The sequence below is a fragment of the Aeromicrobium wangtongii genome, assembly GCF_024584515.1.
Classification (GTDB): Bacteria; Actinomycetota; Actinomycetes; order Propionibacteriales; family Nocardioidaceae; genus Aeromicrobium; species Aeromicrobium wangtongii.
In genome coordinates this window covers 3,339,248-3,355,921 of record NZ_CP102173.1, presented here as the reverse complement: position 1 = coordinate 3,355,921, position 16,674 = coordinate 3,339,248, and the positions used below count along the sequence as shown (strand labels likewise).

At 69.9% G+C, this 16,674-nt stretch carries 15 protein-coding genes; 5 read left to right on the top strand and 10 right to left on the bottom strand.

Annotation, left to right across the window (positions count from 1 at the left end; genetic code table 11):
• Nucleotides 1-11: 11 nt before the first annotated feature.
• On the bottom strand, nt 12-1,241 hold the full coding sequence (locus tag NQV15_RS16485) for a flavin reductase family protein (RefSeq protein WP_232404011.1): 1,230 nt from the start codon (nt 1,239-1,241) through the stop codon (nt 12-14).
• A 264-nt stretch (nt 1,242-1,505) separates the two neighbouring features.
• On the opposite strand from NQV15_RS16485, the gene NQV15_RS16480 reads away from it, so the two are divergent.
• The 4 genes from NQV15_RS16480 (at nt 1,506) to NQV15_RS16465 (ending at nt 6,164) form a co-directional block, all read left to right on the top strand.
• On the top strand, nt 1,506-2,144 hold the full coding sequence (locus NQV15_RS16480) for a hypothetical protein (RefSeq protein WP_232404010.1): 639 nt from the start codon (nt 1,506-1,508) through the stop codon (nt 2,142-2,144).
• Nucleotides 2,141-2,635, top strand: coding sequence for a hypothetical protein (locus NQV15_RS16475; RefSeq protein WP_232404009.1), 495 nt, complete (start codon nt 2,141-2,143; stop codon nt 2,633-2,635). The genes NQV15_RS16480 and NQV15_RS16475 overlap by 4 nt, the downstream gene beginning before the upstream one ends.
• 213 nt (nt 2,636-2,848) lie before the next feature.
• On the top strand, nt 2,849-3,616 hold the full coding sequence (locus tag NQV15_RS16470; protein WP_232404008.1) for an ABC transporter ATP-binding protein: 768 nt from the start codon (nt 2,849-2,851) through the stop codon (nt 3,614-3,616).
• A 1-nt stretch (nt 3,617) separates the two neighbouring features.
• A complete protein-coding gene (locus NQV15_RS16465) occupies nt 3,618-6,164 on the top strand; it encodes an ABC transporter permease (RefSeq protein ID WP_232404007.1) in 2,547 nt (848 codons plus the stop codon).
• 7 nt (nt 6,165-6,171) lie between these two features.
• Here NQV15_RS16465 and NQV15_RS16460 read toward each other — a convergent pair whose 3' ends face one another.
• The 6 genes from NQV15_RS16460 to NQV15_RS16435 form a co-directional block, all read right to left on the bottom strand.
• Entirely contained in the window at nt 6,172-7,002 is an 831-nt protein-coding gene (locus NQV15_RS16460) for a universal stress protein (protein ID WP_232404006.1), read from the bottom strand.
• Nucleotides 7,003-7,137: 135 nt separating this feature from the next.
• A complete protein-coding gene (locus NQV15_RS16455; protein WP_232404004.1) occupies nt 7,138-8,307 on the bottom strand; it encodes an acyl-CoA dehydrogenase family protein in 1,170 nt (389 codons plus the stop codon).
• Nucleotides 8,308-8,309: 2 nt separating this feature from the next.
• Complete coding sequence (locus NQV15_RS16450; RefSeq protein WP_439647528.1) at nt 8,310-9,167, bottom strand: 3-hydroxybutyryl-CoA dehydrogenase; 858 nt, start codon at nt 9,165-9,167, stop codon at nt 8,310-8,312.
• A gap of 90 nt (nt 9,168-9,257) precedes the next feature.
• Nucleotides 9,258-9,854: a DedA family protein gene (locus NQV15_RS16445; protein ID WP_232404002.1), complete on the bottom strand. Its 597-nt coding sequence runs from the start codon at nt 9,852-9,854 to the stop codon at nt 9,258-9,260.
• Entirely contained in the window at nt 9,851-10,696 is an 846-nt protein-coding gene (locus NQV15_RS16440) for a phosphatase PAP2 family protein (RefSeq protein ID WP_232404001.1), read from the bottom strand. Before NQV15_RS16440 ends, NQV15_RS16445 begins: the two co-directional genes overlap by 4 nt.
• 16 nt (nt 10,697-10,712) lie before the next feature.
• Complete coding sequence (locus tag NQV15_RS16435) at nt 10,713-12,221, bottom strand: MFS transporter (RefSeq protein ID WP_232404000.1); 1,509 nt, start codon at nt 12,219-12,221, stop codon at nt 10,713-10,715.
• A 134-nt stretch (nt 12,222-12,355) separates the two neighbouring features.
• On the opposite strand from NQV15_RS16435, the gene NQV15_RS16430 reads away from it, so the two are divergent.
• Nucleotides 12,356-13,006: a TetR/AcrR family transcriptional regulator gene (locus NQV15_RS16430; RefSeq protein ID WP_232403999.1), complete on the top strand. Its 651-nt coding sequence runs from the start codon at nt 12,356-12,358 to the stop codon at nt 13,004-13,006.
• 67 nt (nt 13,007-13,073) lie between these two features.
• On the opposite strand, the gene NQV15_RS16425 is transcribed toward NQV15_RS16430, so the two are convergent.
• From NQV15_RS16425 to NQV15_RS16415, 3 genes are all read right to left on the bottom strand, one after another.
• Entirely contained in the window at nt 13,074-14,003 is a 930-nt protein-coding gene (locus NQV15_RS16425) for a hypothetical protein (protein WP_232403998.1), read from the bottom strand.
• Nucleotides 14,004-14,162: 159 nt separating this feature from the next.
• Nucleotides 14,163-15,170, bottom strand: a complete 1,008-nt coding sequence (locus NQV15_RS16420; RefSeq protein ID WP_232403997.1) for a LacI family DNA-binding transcriptional regulator — start codon at nt 15,168-15,170, stop codon at nt 14,163-14,165.
• 107 nt (nt 15,171-15,277) lie between these two features.
• A complete protein-coding gene (locus NQV15_RS16415) occupies nt 15,278-16,630 on the bottom strand; it encodes an FAD-dependent oxidoreductase (protein WP_232403996.1) in 1,353 nt (450 codons plus the stop codon).
• Between the last annotated feature and the right edge of the window lie 44 nt (nt 16,631-16,674).

Below are 16,674 nucleotides of genomic sequence, written 5' to 3'. Positions count from 1 at the left end.
GCCCGCCGGTCTCAGAGCGGGAAGTCGCTGTCGTACCAGTCGCGGTAGTCCTGGGCGCGGACGGCGCCGGCCCCGACGGACAGGTCGCGGGCCACGGCCTGCGCGGCGTGCCGCAGCTCCTGCACCCAGCCGGCCGCGACCCGCCCGGTGACCCCGGCCGGCAGCTGGGTCGCGCGCAGCACCATGACGACGTGGCCGTCGGGTCCGTGCACCGGGACGACGATCGCGCCGACGTCGTAGATCTCATCGGGTGACAGGTCGACGTCCTCGAAGAAGTGGCGCGTCTCGGCCAGCACCGACCGCACGGCACGCTCACGGGCGGGCGTCAGCTCGCCGGAGGCGTACTCGGCCAGCGCGGCTCCCAGCCGCTCGTAGTCGGCGCGGGCGCCCGGGCCGACCATGCTCATGGCGTAGCCGTGCTCGTTCACCGACGCCAGGCGGGCGCGGTAGCAGTCGACCAGGTCGGCATCGTTCGGTGCGACCTTGGACAACCAGTGATCGATCGTCTCGGGCGTCCCGCCTGCGACATAGGCCTCGCCGATCGGGGGGATGAGCGGCACGCGGTGCCCCATCGGCTCGACCATCGTGGCGGTGCCGCCGTACGCGCTCACGACGGTCGTCAGCTCGTCGGGGCTGACCGCGACGAGGGCGGCGGCCTCGCAGGCCAGCGTCCGGGCCAGCGCCTCGACGTGCCCGCGGGCGCGGTCGCCGAGGCGGACGGCCGCGATCAGGTCCGCATCGGCCTTCGCGGCCATCCCGGCGGGGGAGAAACCGCCGTACCCGCCCTGGAAGAACAGCAGGGGTGTGACGGGGCGGGCCACGTCCATCGCCTCGACCGCGCACAGTGCGATGGTGTGGTCGCCGGCCTCGACGTTGGCGTGCGGCCGGCAGTGCACGTGGGCGACCGCATCGGTCAGCACGGGGGCCCCGAGGACGGACGGCTGCCAGTCGACCGAGGCGAACTTGTCGTCGCTCGGAATCGCCATCGCGCGGCACAGGGCCAGCTGGTCGTGTGCCAGCACGTTGATGCACCAGGCGTCCGCCGTGGCCAGGCGGGCCCATGTGCGCGACGTCGTCTGGGGCATGAACGCCACCAGCGGCGGATCCATCGACACGCTGCTGAACGTCCCCACCACCATGCCGACGGGTTCGCCGTCGATCATCGCGGTCACGACCGCGACGCCCGTCGGGTAGTGGCCCATCACCTCGCGGTAATGGGCGGGATCGACGGTGGTCTTCACATCATCTGCATGGATATCCAACACACTGGCCACGGTGCCAAGAGCCCGCCGCCGGACCAAGGTCCACATGCCGTCCCCCGGCACGCAGGACATCGTGAGCCCGGCGTGCCCCGGGACGGCGGTCACTTCGGGACAGGTCGACTTGAATTGCTGCTAGCCTCCGTCCATGAATCTGCCCGTTGATGCCGATGGGGTACTCGCTGACACCCGTCTGGGCGTCGCAACGGGGCATCGACCCTCGCGCGACCTCGTGCGGGAGGAGGCGTGAGCATCCGGTCTCGCGCCGGTGCCGCATGCATCGTCGGCCTGGTGCTGCTGTCCGGCTGCGGCTCGTCCTTGCCGGTGGGTACGACGAGCTCGCCGGACAGTGGGCGGATCTCACCGGAACGTGGGACGGGCTCGCCCGAGGGTGGGACGAGCCCGCCCCCATCGATTCGATTCGCTCTGCCGGGCAGCTGGGTCAAGGCACAGCTCGACGACCCGGCCGCGGTTGCCGCCGCGCGGGATCAGGTGTCCGACTGGCACCCGGATGCCGGTGCGTGGGTGAAGTCGCTGCGGGCCGCTGGTGGTGAGACCCTGCTTCTGCGTCCCGACTCGACGCCCCGGACGGCGATCGCGTTCATCTGGCCCGCGGACCAGTCGCGCGGCGACGCCTCGGTCGACGGCCTGCGTGCTCGGCTCGACATGGAGGGTGACCCGCTCGAGCACGAGAGCGGGTACGCGATCATCCGCCATCGTGAGACGGTTGAAGGCTCGCAGGACGTCGTGACGTATGCCCTCGCCCACCCCGAGACCGGACGGATCCTCCTCGTCCGGTGCATCGGCTTCGACGGACTCTTCGAGGACTACATGGCCGAGGACTTCGATCTGGTCGCGAGCGATTTCACGTGGGACGAGTCGTGAGCATCCGCTCTCGCGCCGGCGCGGCATGCATTGCGGCCCTGCTCTTGCTGTCCGCCTGCGACTCGTCCTCGGCGGACGAGGACGAGCCCGTCTGTGACCCGGCCGACAAGGCCGTCGTCGCCGAGATCATGTCTAAGGCCCGTACCGGCTTCAAGGACGGCGACACGATTCACGACCACTTCGACTTCGTGAAGGGTGCCACCGCCCCGATCCCCGAGGCCAAGCGCCAGTTCGGCGCCGAACGAGTCATGGTGCTCCTCATCAAGCTCTTCATCCGGGACGACGACGTCACCGATGGGTTCCAGGGGGCCCTGGGCCCGGTGTGGGTGGTGCTCGACGGTGACGGCAAGCCGCTCGCCCCGCTCGGAGCCAACGCGCAACCGTTCTTCGACATCCAGCCGCCGGCCGATCCGGGGTGGACCGCGTGGGCGGACGGCCTGGCCGACTCGGACTTCGCCTACGACCTGTTCGGCTGCGTCAACCCCAACTGACCCGACGCAGGACGCTCGACACGGCCAACGACCCCGGAGATAATCCAGGCACCGCTCCCGCGTCGCTGTCCGGGCGGCTCCTGAACAGGGCCGTTCGTCTCGGCTTTCGGGGGCCAGCGTCGCTGCAGCTCCGGAGTCGTCACGAGCAGTCTGGGGGCTCGCAGCGGCCACCCACCGCGCCGTCCGGACCGCCCAGCCAGCATCGAGGACCACATGCACTCCACAGGGACCACCCCAGGGGCCGTCGCGGCTCGCACCGTCGGCGCCTCGAAGGTCTACGGTCGCGGCGACGCAGCGATCCATGCGCTCGACGACGTGACCGTCGACGTCGCCGCGTCCGAGTTCACCGCCGTCATGGGTCCGTCGGGATCGGGCAAGTCCACCCTCGTGCACTGCATGGCGGCGCTGGACACCCCGACCAGCGGCTCGGTGTACATCGGGGACACCGAGATCTCGACGCTCGACGACGAGGGCCTGACGCGGCTGCGCAGGGATCAGGTGGGATTCGTCTTCCAGGAGTACAACCTGATCCCGACGCTGACGGGCAAGGAGAACATCCTGCTGCCGATGGACATCGCCGGACGCAAGCCGGACCGCGAGTGGTACGACACGGTCGTCGACGCGGTCGGCATCCGCGACCGCTTGGCTCACCGCCCGGCAGAGATGTCCGGAGGACAGCAGCAGCGCATCGCGTGTGCCCGCGCGCTGATGGGGCGGCCGTCCATCGTGTTCGCGGATGAGCCCACGGGCAATCTCGACTCCGTGGCCGGCGCGGCGATCCTCGCATTCCTGCGCCGCAGCGTCACCGACTTCGGCCAGACGGTCGTCATGGTGACCCATGACCCGATCGCGGCCTCGTACACCGACCGGGTCATCTTCCTGCGCGACGGCAAGATCGTGGGAGAGCTGCGGTCGCCGACCACCCAGCTCGTGATGGAACGGATGGCGGCCCTGCAGCCTCGCAACCCCGTGGACGTCTGACATGCTCCGCTTCACCCTGCGGGGAGTCTTCGCGCGCAAGATCCGGCTGGTGCTGAGCGCGTCCGCGATCGTGCTCGGCGTGGCGTTCCTGGCCGGCTCCCTGACGTTCACCGCGATGATCGGGAACAGCTTCGACAACATCGTGGGCGGTTCGGCGTCCGACGGCCTCGTCCGCCCGATCACGTTCGGTGCCTCCGCCCAGATGGGGGACGATGCGGACTCGCGCACGCTGCCGGCCTCGCTGGCCGATCGGCTCGCTCGCACCAAGGGCGTGGCGCGAGCCGATGGCAACGTGGAGAGCCAGGGGCTGTTCATCGTCAAGAAGAACGGCAAGCTCCTCGGCGGCTCGGGGGCGCCGACGTTGTCCCTGAACTACACCGATGCGCCGAACGTGGCCGGCGACCAGGCCATCACGATCTCCTCGGGCCGAGCGCCGACGGCGTCCGGTGAGATCGCCCTGGACGAGCGGTCGGCGCGCAAGGCGGGCTACGCCATCGGCGACACGGTGCCCATGATCACGACCGGGTCGACCCCGCGGGTGACCGCCGAGCTGGTCGGCTACGCGGAGTTCGCCGGCGGCGGGCTGGCCGGTGCGACCCTGGTGCTGTTCGACACGCGGGCCGCCCAGGACCTGTTCCTGGGCGGCCAGGACGCCTTCACGTCGATCTCGCTGACCGCGACCCCCGGCACAAGCCAGGAGCAGCTCGTCCGGTCGGTGCGACCGCTGCTTCCCGACGGCGTCCAGGCGGTCACGGGGGACAAGGTCATCGACCAGACCAAGGCGATCATCGACACCATCCTTGGCTATCTGAACACCTTCTTGCTGGTGTTCGCCGGCATCGCGCTGGTCGTCGGCAGCTTCCTGATCGTCAACACCTTCGCCATCCTCGTCGCGCAACGCAGTCGAGAGCTGGCCCTGCTCCGCGCCCTGGGCGCATCCCGCCGCCAGGTGAGCCGCTCGGTGCTGATCGAGGCGGCGATGGTCGGTGTCGTCGGGTCGACAGCCGGGCTCGGGCTGGGCCTGGGGCTCGCCGCGCTGCTGCGGGCGGTCTTCGCCAACTTCGGCCTCGACCTGTCCGGTACCAGCATCACGCTCTCGGTCAGCACCGTCGTGGTCTCCTACGTCGTCGGGATCGGGGTCACGATGGTCGCGGCCTGGCTGCCTGCGCGGCGCGCATCCCGCGTGTCGCCGGTCGCGGCGATGCGTGACGAGGCGGTGGTGCCCGAGGGATCGGGCCGGCGTCGTCTCGTGGCGGGGATCATCCTGCTCGGCTGCGGAGCGGTGCTGCTCGCCCTCGGGCTGACCGGGAGCGGGACGTGGAACCTGGTGGCCGTCGGGGCGGGTGCCTTGGCGCTGATCATCGCCGCCACCCTGACCAGTCCGGTGCTCGCCGTCCCGTTCATGCGGCCGGTCGGGGCCCTTTACCGGCGGGCGTTCAAGGCGGTGGGTCAGCTCGCGACCACGAACACGATCCGCAACCCCCGCAGGACGGCGGCCACCTCCTCGGCCCTCATGATCGGGCTGGCCCTCGTCACCACCATGTCGATCCTCGGTGCGTCGATGAGCAAGTCCATCGACGTCACGGTCAAGGACCAGTTCTCCAGCGACTTCCTGGTGTCCAACGCGCTGTTGCAGCCGTTCTCACCGACGGTGGGCCAGCAGATCGCCGAGGTCCCGGGCGTGGGAAAGATCGCCGAGACCCAGATGGTCACGGCCAAGATCGGCGACAGCACGCTGTCCGTGTCGGCGACCGATCTGGCCGCCCTCAAGGACATCATCCCCCTCGACTTCGTCCGGGGGAGAGCCTCCGTGGGCGCCGGCGAGATCGCGCTCGAGCAGGACCTGGCCCGCAGTCTCGGCGCGCGACCGGGGGACGTCGTGCCGTTGAGGTTCGCGTCCGGGACCGTCCGCTCCCGGGTCACGGGGATCTACGAGTCGAACTATCTGCTGGGCGAGGCGCTGATCCCGTTCTCCACCCTCGCCGCGGCGAACATCCCACGCACCGACACCGCGATCGTCGTCGACGCCGCTCCGGGAGCGCGCAAGGCCGCCGTCGGCAAGGCCCTCGAGACCGCGACGCTCGACTACCCGACCGTCACGGTCCAGACCCAGGAGGAGTACTCGGAGTCGCAACGCAGCCAGGTGGACCAGGTGCTGTACCTCGTCTACGCGCTCCTGGGGCTCGCCATCGTCATCGCGGCGCTGGGGATCGTCAACACCTTGGCGCTGAGCGTGGTGGAGCGGACCCGTGAGGTGGGCCTGCTGAGGGCGGTGGGTCTGAGCCGGTCCCAGCTGCGACGCATGATCCGGCTCGAGGCGGTGGCCATCGCGGCACTGGGTGCATTCCTCGGGATCGCACTGGGCCTGCTGTTCGGGTTCGTCCTGCAACGCGTGGTCGCCGACGAGGGCATCGCGAATCTCGCGATCCCGTGGACGCGTCTTGCGGTCTTCGTCGTGGTCGCCGTCCTGGTCGGCGTCGTCGCCGCGGTGGTGCCGGCCCGCCGGGCCGCGCGACTGGACGTCGTCAAGGCCATCGTCGACCACTAGTGCCAGGTCACGGAGCGGTCGGCGGATCCAGTGGGACGACGGCCACCGGGCAGGCCGCGTGACGCACGAGGCTGGCCGCGGTGGGACGGTGCATCCCGTGCTTGCCCGAGCGACCCACCAGGACGAGCTGGGCGCGGCGGGTTGCGGCGATGCCGCCCGCACTGGGCTGCGAGACGATGACCTCCTGATCGACCCGCACGTCCGGGTAGTCCTCGGCCCAGCCGGCGAGGACCTCGCTGAGATTGGCACGGGCGATCTCGTGGTAGTCGGGCGTGGCGCCCACGGGCACCATCCGCACGGCGTGCAGGGGCGCGCCCCACTCCTGGGCGACCTCGAAGGCGAACGACAGCAGCGGTCGCGCTCCTGAGGTGCCGTCCAGCGCCACGACGACGCCCTCGTGCTGCTGGCTCTCGTCGAGCTGCTTGGGCACGGTGACCAGCGGGCACAGCGCGTGGGCCGAGAGATAGGTGGCGACGGCTCCGCCGAACAGCCGGTCGTACCACGGGATGTCGTCGATGCCGGTGACCAGGAGCTGGGCCGTCTCCGACTCCTCGAGCAGGAACTCGATCGGCGCCCGGTCGGACAGGACGTACTCGACATCGAGCTCGGCGGCGCGCTGCTCGATGAGCTGGCGGGTGCCGTCCAGCACCTCCTGGCCGGCGGCCAACAGCTCGCGCGACAGGGCCTCGCTGGGCATGACGTCGGTGGGATCCAGCGGGGTCGGGGCGCAGTGCACCACCTTGAGCGGCGCATGTCGACGCCGCGCCTCGGCGAGTGCGAACTCCAGAGTCGCGCCGCGGGTGCCGTCGTCGCCGAGAACCACTGGTCGAGTGCTCATGGTCCGCTCCTCATGATGGGCTCACCTGCCACTGTGGGGCATCGGGCGAGATGACGCCACTGCTGGCGGGCCGACGCAGATGGCAAAACGGCGCCGGGCCCAGGGGCCCGACGCCGTTCTCCTTGCCTGACGGGGTCAGAGCTTGGACTGGATCCCGGCGAGCAGCTGACGTGCCATGACGACGCGCTGCACCTGGTTGGTGCCCTCGTAGATCTGGGTGATCTTGGCGTCGCGCATCATGCGCTCGAGCGGGTAGTCGGCGGTGAAGCCGTACCCGCCGAGCAGCTGCACGGCATCGGTCGTGACCTGCATCGCGGTGTCAGAGGCGAAGGCCTTGGCGGCGGCGCCGAAGAACGTCAGGTCCTTGTCGCCGCGTTCGGAGCGACCTGCGGCCGCGTACGTGAGCTGGCGGGCGGCCTCGATCTTCATGCCCATGTCGGCGACCATGAACTGCAGTCCCTGGAAGTCGCTGATCGGGTGACCGAACTGCTTGCGCTCCTGGATGTAGCCCAGCGCGTAGTCCAGTGCGCCCTGCGCGACGCCGACGGCCTGGGCCGCGATCGTGACGCGGGTGTGGTCGAGCGTCTTCATCGCGATCGAGAAGCCCTCGCCGACCTCGCCGATGATGCGGTCGCCGGGGATGCGCACGTTGTCGAGGTAGACCTCGCGCGTCGGGGAGCCCTTGATGCCGAGCTTCTTCTCCGGGGCGCCGAACGAGACGCCCTCGTCGGACTTCTCGACGACGAACGCCGTGATGCCCTTGGTGCGCTTGGTGGGATCGGTCTGCGCCAGGACGGTGTAGTACTCCGAGACGCCGGCGTTGGTGATCCAGCGCTTGACGCCGTTCAGTACCCAGTCGTCGCCATCGCGCACAGCCATCGTCTTCTGGTTGGCCGCGTCAGAACCAGCGTCGGGCTCGGACAGGCAGTACGAGAACCCGCCCTCGCCACGGGCGAGCTTGCCCAGGTACTTGGCCTTGAGCTCCTCGCTGCCGCCGATCTGCACGGGCAGCGAACCGAGCTTGTTGACCGCGGGGATCAGCGAGGCCGAGACGTCGACGCGGGCGACCTCCTCGATGACCAGGACGGTCGCGAGGGCGTCCGCGCCGGCTCCGCCGTACTGCTCGGGGACGTGCGGCGCGTGGAAGTCCGACGCCAGCAGGGCATCGGCAGCCTCCTGCGGGAAGCGGGGCTGGGCGTCGACATCGGCCGCGAACGGCGCGATCTTGTTCTCCGCCACGGCACGCACGGCCGCGCGGATCGCCTGGTGCTCCTCGGAGAGCACGAACATGTCTTCAGCAGTCATCGTCATCGTCCTTCGTAGCCGTAGAAGCCCTGGCCGGACTTCTTGCCGAGCAGTCCTGCGTCGACCATGCGGTCCAGCAGCGGCGGCGGGGAGTAGAGGGGTTCCTTGAACTCGTCGTACATCGACTTGCCGATCGCCTTGATCGTGTCGAGGCCGATGAGGTCGGACAGGGCCAGCGGGCCCATGGGGTGGCCGCAGCCCAGCACCATGCCGCGGTCGATGTCCTCGGCCGAGGCGTAGCCCGCCTCGTACATGCGGATCGCGGACAGCAGGTAGGGCACCAGCAGGCTGTTGACCACGAAACCGGCGCGGTCGGTCGCGTCGATCGGCTTCTTGCCCAGGTCGGTGGTGACCCAGCTGCGCATCCGGTCCAGCGTCTCGGACGACGTCGTGAGCGACGGGATGAGCTCGACCAGCTGCATGACCGGGGCGGGGTTGAAGAAGTGGACGCCCATGACGTGGTGGGCGCGGCCCGAGACGGCACCGAGCTTCACGATCGGGATGCTGGAGGTGTTCGACGCCAGGATCGCGTCGTCCTTGGTCAGGATGCGACCCAGGTTGCGGAACAGCTCGAGCTTGGTCTCCTCGTGCTCGGAGGCGGCCTCGACCACGAGATCGCGGTCGGCCAGCGTCTCCAGGTCGGTCTCGAAGCGGATGCGCTCCAGGACGGCGGTGACCTCGGCGGACTCGATCTTGCCGCGGGACTCCGCCTTGCGCAGCGATCCCTCGACCCGCTCGGCCGCAGCCTTCGCCGCGTCGTCGCTGATCTCGATCACGATGACGTCCAGGCCCGCCCGGGCCGCGACCTCCGTGATGCCCGAGCCCATCAGCCCGCCGCCGATGACGCCGACCTTCTCAATACCGCTCATGCCGTCTCCCAGATACTAGGACGTCCAAATAAAATCGTAGGACGTCATAGTATCTCGGAGCCCCACCACCACGAAAATCCGTCAGGCGTCCTGATAGGTCAGGACCACGGCGGGGTCGGTGGCGCGTCGCCGCGCCCGCCGCTTGAGGACCTGCCGGACGCCGATGACCAGCGCCGCGACCACCGCGAGGCCGGCGATGATCCAGGGATGATCGAGGACACCGGACGCGCCGATGCCGGCACCCGCGCCGACCCACACGGCCGACCAGCCCGCTGCGCCGATCACCGACGCCAACAGGAACAACCGGTACCGCAGACCAGCCGCGCCGGCGACGACCGGCATGACCGTGCGGACCACCGGCAGCAGCCGGCTGGCCAGGACGGCCCAGAAGCCGTGACGCTGCATCAGGCCGGCCGCCTTGTCCCAGCGGTCGATGCCCAGGCGGTGGATGAGGCGTGACTCGCGCAGGCGGCCACCACCGAGCCGGCCCACCACGAGCCCGATGTGATCGCCGGCGACCGCGCCCGCGGCGACCGCGGCCCCGAGGGCGACGAGCGCCATCGTGCTGTCGAGGCCCGCTGCGAGGCCCGAGATGGCCACCTCGCCGGGCACCACGGCTCCCAGTCCGAGCCCGGACTCGGCGAGGGCGAACAGGAAGCCGAGGATGACCCGGGTCATGGGGTGGTCTGCGCTGACTGCCGGCGTCGGGACGCCGCGATGCGGCCCGACGCGACGATGCCGAGGACCACGACCGCCGCACCGGCGACGGCATCCAGGACCCAGTGGTTGCCGGTTGCCACGACGACGAAGGTCGTGCCGGCGACGTACAGGCTGGCCAGGATCTTGCCGGCCCGGTTCGTGTGCCGCCACACCGCCCAGGCCACCCAGACCGTCCAGCCGACGTGCAGCGAGGGCATCGCCGCGAGCTCGTTGGTGATGTGGCCCAGCCCGGCGGGCGCCGAGGCGTCCCCGCCCCACCAGCCGAATGACGCGGTGTGCGCCAGCGCGTCGAGGTACTCGGTGCCCGGCATGAGCCGTGGGGGAGCGGTCGGGAAGGCCAGGTAGCAGGCCAGGCCGATCGCCGAGCCGATCACGATGGCGTTGCGGACCCGGGTGTACTCGCTGCGGTGCCGGAAGTAGATGAACGCCAGGACGGCCGGCGTCACGACGTAGTGCAGCGTCGCGTACCAGAACGACATCGGCACGGCGATCTGCGTGACGGGCGTCAGGGCGTTGTTGAGCCAGGCCTCGATGTCCAGGTGCACGTACCGTTCGATGTGCACGACGTCCGCGGCCCGACCCCGGGCGGCCACCAGGTCGTCGGCGGCCACCAGCCGGGACAGCGAGTAGAAGATCCACAGGCTCGCGAGCAGCGCGATCTCCTGCAGCCCACGCGCCCCCAGCAACCGGCGCGCGATCGCGGCGCCGGTGCGTCGCAGGCCCCCGGACGTCCGCGACCCGCGCGACGAGGAGATCGTCGCGCGGGTCGGGCTCTGCCGATCGCCGGTCAGCGTGGACATGCCGTGTGCTCCGAGCTCAGTGGCCGACGACGGGGGCGTCCGGGTTGACCGCGACGGGCCCGGGGCGGAACAGCGCCCCGCACAGGAGCGCACCGACGACGAAGACGCCGGCGGCCCACCAGAACACCGTGGTGTACCCGTGGACGGCGGCGAGCGCCTGGTTGGCCTGGGACGGCGCCTTGCCGGTCAGGTAGTCCGTCGTGGCGGTCGCGGCGAAGGCGCTCAGCACCGCGGTGCCGATCGACCCGCCGATCTGGTTGAACGTGTTGACCGATGCCGAGGCGACTCCGGCGTGCTCGGCGTCGACGCCCGACGTCGCGGCGCTGAAGGCAGGTGCCATCGACAGGCCGATGCCCAGGCCGGTGATGACCAGACCGGGCAGGATGTGCGCGGCGTACGTGCTGTCGACCTCGAGCTGGGCGAACAGGACCATGCCGACCGCGGCCAGCAGCATGCCGACGAACACCGGGATCTTCGGGCCGATGCGCGCGACGAGACCGGCCGAACCGGTGGCCGTGGCCATGATGCCCAGGATCATCGGGACGAACGAGAAGCCCGTCTTCAGCGGCGTGTAGCCCAGTGTCAGCGAGACGTAGTAGGTCAGGAACAGGAACACGGCGAACAGGCCGATGCCGACGAAGGCGACGACCAGGAACGATGCGCCGCGGTTGCGGTCCCAGATGATGTGCAGCGGCAGCAGCGGGTTCTTGACCCGGGACTCCACGACCGCGAACACCGCGAGCAGCGTCAGGCCGGCGATGACGCAGATCAGCGTCGTGGCGCTGGACCAACCGTCGGACTCGGCGCTGGCCAGGCCGTAGACGAACGAGCCGAGGCCGGCGATCACGAGCAGGCTGCCGGGGGCGTCGATGCCCTTGGCGTCTGCGGAGCGGGGCTGCTTCTTGAGCAGGAGCGCGGCACCGATCACGGCGATGACCGCCAGTGGGACGTTGACGTACATGACCCAGCGCCAGGACAGGTACTCGGTGAGCGCGCCGCCGAGGATCAGGCCGATCGCTCCACCGCCGCCGGAGATCGCGCCGAAGATCGCGAAGGCCTTGGCCCGCTCCTTGGCGTCGGTGAACGTCACGGTCAGCAGGGACAGCGCGGCCGGGGCCAGCACGGCGCCGAAGACGCCCTGGGCCACGCGGGCGCCGACCAGGACCTCGAAGTTCTGCGCGGCGCCGCCGACGGCCGACGCGGCGGCGAAGCCGATCAGGCCGGTGATGAACATCGGCCGACGTCCCAGGAGATCGCTCAGGCGTCCGCCGAGCAGCAGCAGGGAGCCGAAGGCGAGCGCATAGCCCGTCACGATCCACTGGCGGCTGTCGTTGGAGAACCCGAGCGCCTCCTGGGCGGTCGGCAGCGCGATGTTCACGATGGTCGCGTCCAGGACGACGATCAGCTGCGCCAGCGCGATGACCGCCAGGATCAACCAGCGGGTCGCGTGATGGGGGTTGTCGGTCGTCGCGGCGGGTTGCGCCCGACCGGGTGACAGCTCGTCGGCTGTCAAGGCCTCAGCCATGGGATCTCCAGGGTCAAAAAGTGGAAAGTCTGTTCCGAATAAGGGTAGACGCAAAACCGGAGAGTGTCTTCCGGATGAGCTGTGACATGTCGCACTAATCGGAAAGTTCTTTCCGTTCCGGGTAGCATGTCGCCATGATCACCGAGGAGTGCGTTGACGCGGAGCGGCCGCTGCGCCGCGACGCAGCGCGCAATCGCGAGCTGATCCTGCGGACCGCAGCCGAGGTCTTCGCCGAGCACGGCCTTGACGCGGGATATGACGAGATCGCCCGCCGGGCCGGTGTCGGCGTCGGCACGGTCTACCGCCGGTTTCCGGAGCGTGCCGAGCTGATCGAGGCACTGTTCGAGTCCCGCGTCGACGAGATCGTCGCGATCGCCGAGGAGGCGATCTCTCGTCCCGACTCGTTCGAGGGGATCGGCTGGTTCCTGGAGCAGGCCCTGGAGCGGCAGGTCGCCGATCGTGGGCTCACCGAAGCGTTGGCGCAGCTGCCCAAGGCCGATCTGTGCGCCGTGGGCGTCGAGCGGCTGCGGGCTGCCATCGAGACCATGATCGAGCGTGCCCAGGCCGACGGCACGCTGCGTCCGGACATCGCCGCCGGTGACGTCGGCCTGCAGCTGTTCGTCCTCAGCTCGATGACGACCACCGACCAGCCCGACCTGTGGCGCCGGTACCTGGCGCTGCTGATCGAGGGCCTCCGCGCCCGCGAGGGCCAGCCCCGCCTGCCCCTGCACCCGCCCAAGGACGACGCCAAGCACGACCTCTTGTGCAACATCCAGGGCCGCTGACAAGAGAATCTGGTTTCGTCCGGAACCATCGGGTGGGACGGGAAAATCTGGTTCCGTCAGCAACGGGTCAGACGAGACCAGATTCTCCCGTCCCGCCACCGGTCATCCGGCGCAGCTGGTCCTTGACGGTGGGAGCCAGGCGGCGGATCGCGTACGAGCTGAACACCAGGGTGCGGGGCCCGCGGATCGAGATCTCGTTCAGCCGGAGCAGGTCCCGGTCCCAGTTCTCCATCCGCATGTGGGGGATGCCGTGCACCTCGACGGCCAGGTTGTGCGCTCGCCACCACACGTCGAGGTAGTAGCGGCCGTCCGACCGCCGCATGGGCGCCTGCCGATCCGGTGACGGGAGCCCGATCTCGGTGCGGATGCGGTCGAAGTCGCGTTCCGGCAGCGACTGGATGCCGCCGGCAGCGTCCAGGTACGACTCGACGATCAGCGCCCGGTGCCGGCATGCGCCCCGGCGGACGAGTGCCTCCCGGAGGGTCCGCGCGCTGACCACCCCGCGCTGGGCCGCCGCGAGGACGATCGCGCGTGCGCGGCGCTCATCGTCCTCCCACGAGGCGGCGTCGATGACGCTGCGCGCGGGTCGTGTCCGGGGCGGGAGCCGCAGCGGGTGGACGTCGCGCGAGTCGAGGTAGATCGACCAGTGCAGCTCGACGTCGGCGTAGCGGTTCGGCGAGGCGCCCATCCTGGCCACGACGACGGGCGGATCGTCCGCGTGCCGAAAGACGTCGAAGTCGTCGTGCGCCAAGGCGGTCAACCCGCCGAGCACCGAGCCCGGCGGGGCCGCGAGCAGCGCGACCCAGTCGCGCTGCACTGCGGTCAGCGGTCCGTTGTGCGTGACGAAGACGCCGCGGGCCGGGCTCGACCAGATGCCTTGGTCGACCAGCCGGTACAGCGTGTGCCGGCTCACCAGGGTGAGGGCCTGCTGGAGGGTCAGCACGCCGGCCTGGAGGGTGAGGTCGGCCGGCCAGGCGGAGGGGTCTGGGAGGCTCATGTCCCGACCGTGCTGCCCCGCGCGCCGGCACCACCAGTGACCGCATCCCGCCTGTGGACGGCGCGCCCCGCGAACGTCCCTGTGGGTGGACGGGAAAATCTGGTCCTGTCCGCGACGGGTCCGACCAAACCAGATTTTCCCGTCCCTCCGGCGGCGGGGCTATCCGCTGGTCGAGCGGCGGACGACGAGCTCGGGCTGCAGGGTGATGTGCTGGACGCGGGACGCGGCTGGGTCGGCGACGACGTCGAGCAGCAGCGAGGCCGAGATCGAGCCCATCGTGCGCGCCGGCTGGCGTACGGACGACAACGGGATCGCGGCGGATGCGGCGAAGTCGGTGTCGTCGTAGCCGATGATCGCGATGTCGTCGGGCACCTTGACGCCGCGCACGGTCAGCGCCTGCAGAACCCCCAGCGCGACCAGGTCGTTGGCGGCGAAGATCGCGTCGGGATGCTGTTTGGTGGGCAGCGCCAGCAGCTGCTCGGCACCGCTGCTGCCGGCCGCGGCGCTCATCGTGTCGGTCGCGACGAGGACGATCTCGCCGCTGCCGTGGGTCTCGACCGCGGTGCGTCCGGCGGCGAGCCGGTGGCCGATCTGCGCCGGGTTCGCGGTGGGGCCGATGAAGGCGATGCGACGGCGGCCGGTCTCCAGCAGATGCTCCGTCGCGATGCGGCCGCCCATCTGGTCGTCGATCGCGACCGATGAGAACTCGTCGGCCCGGGTCGTCGGGTGAACCAGCACGACGTGGGTGCCGCGGTCCCGAAGGCGTCTGAGCCGGCCGAGGACGTCCCCCACGGGAGCGATCAGCACACCGGACATCCGCTGCTGCTCGAACAGGTCGAGGTAGGTGGTCTCCCGGCGGGGATCCTGGGAGCTGTTGCCCAGGATGAGCGGTCGCTGACCGGCGAGCAGGACGTCCTCGACCCCGCCTGCCACGTCGGTGAAGAACGGGTTGGCGATGTCGTGCAGGAGCATGCCGATCGCCTGGTTCGTGCCCGCTCGCAGCTGCCGCGCCGCATCGTTGCGGATGTACCCGAGCTCGTCGATCGCCGACTGGATCCGCGCCAGGGTGCGCGGGGAGACCTTCTCCGGATGGTTCATCGCATTGGACACGGTGGCAGGGGAGACGCCCGCGCGAGCGGCGACATCCCGCACCTGGGCGACGGTCATTTCAGGACGTTAACCCGATTCGCCCCCCACGGCTCGGTGGCGGGGGACAAAAAAATCTGGGTTGGTCCGCACCAGTGCGGACCAACCCAGATTCTCTCGTCAGTGCGTCAGCTGCGCGAGACGCGGACCATCTCTTCGCGGGGCACGACCTTGATGCGGGGGCGGCCGGCGGCCTCGCCGAGCTCGATCTCGTGCTGGTCGAGCTTCTCCCACCCGGCCCATGTCGTGTACTCGATGCCGCGACCGTCCAGGTACGCGTCGACGTCCTCGCGGGCCGGGTGCGCCGGCGCCTTGAGCGTGTCGACGTCCTCCAGGAGCAGGCGGATGGTCTCGGCGGCATCTGACTTGGTGTGACCGATCAGGCCGACGGGTCCACGCTTGATCCACCCGGTGACATAGGCGCCGGGCAGGGCCGAGCCGTCGATGTCGATGACCCGGCCGCCGTCGTTGGGGACGGTCGCGGTGTTGTTGTCGAACGGGATGCCCGACAGGTTGTCGGAGCGGTAGCCGACGGCGCGGTAGACGGCCTGGACCGGCCAGTCGATGAACTCGCCGGTGCCGCGGACGTTGCCGGTGCCGTCGAGCTCGGTGACCTCGGTGCGCAGTCCCACGACCTGGCCGTCCTCGCCGAGGACCTCGACGGGGTTCTGGCAGAAGTGGATGTGGATGCGGTGGGCGGCGCCGGTCGGCTCCTTGGCCAGGTAGTTCTGCAGCACGTCGACGACGAGCTTGACCGACTTGGAGGCGCGGATCGAGTCCATCGAGCCCTCGTCGAGCTCGAAGCCCTCCGGGTGGACGATGACGTCGACGTTGGGCGAGTGCGACAGCTCGCGCAGCTCCATGGGAGTGAACTTGACCTGGGCGGGGCCGCGGCGCGCGAAGACGTGGATGTCCTCGGCGGCATTGGCCTTGAGGCCCTCGTAGACGTTCTGGGGGATGTCGGTGACGAGCTGCTCGTCGGCGGTCTTGGCCAGCATGCGGGCCACGTCGAGGCCGACGTTGCCCACGCCGAGCACGGCCACGGACTTGGCGTGCGGCTGGAAGTCCCACTCGCGGGGTGCGTCGGGGTGACCGTCGTACCAGTAGACGAAGTCGGCGGCGCCGAACGAGCCGCGCAGGTCGATGCCGGGGATCGCCAGGTCGCGGTCGGCGCGCGCGCCGGTCGCGAAGATCACCGCGTCGTAGAACTGGTGCAGGTCGTCGAGCTTGAGGTCGGCGCCGTAGTTGACGTTGCCGAAGAAGCGGATGTCCTCGTTGGACAGCACTCGCTTGAGCGCCTTGACGATCTCCTTGATGCGGGGATGGTCGGGCGCGACGCCGTAGCGGATCAGGCCGAACGGGGTGGGATCGCGATCAAGGATGTCGACGGTCACATCGACCTCGGACTTGGTCAGGATGTCCGCGGCATAGATGCCCGCCGGACCGGCACCGATCACGGCGACTCGCAACTGCCTGCTCATTCACTGCTCCTGGGGGGAGGGAAACATGTGTCAATAGGCAAGCC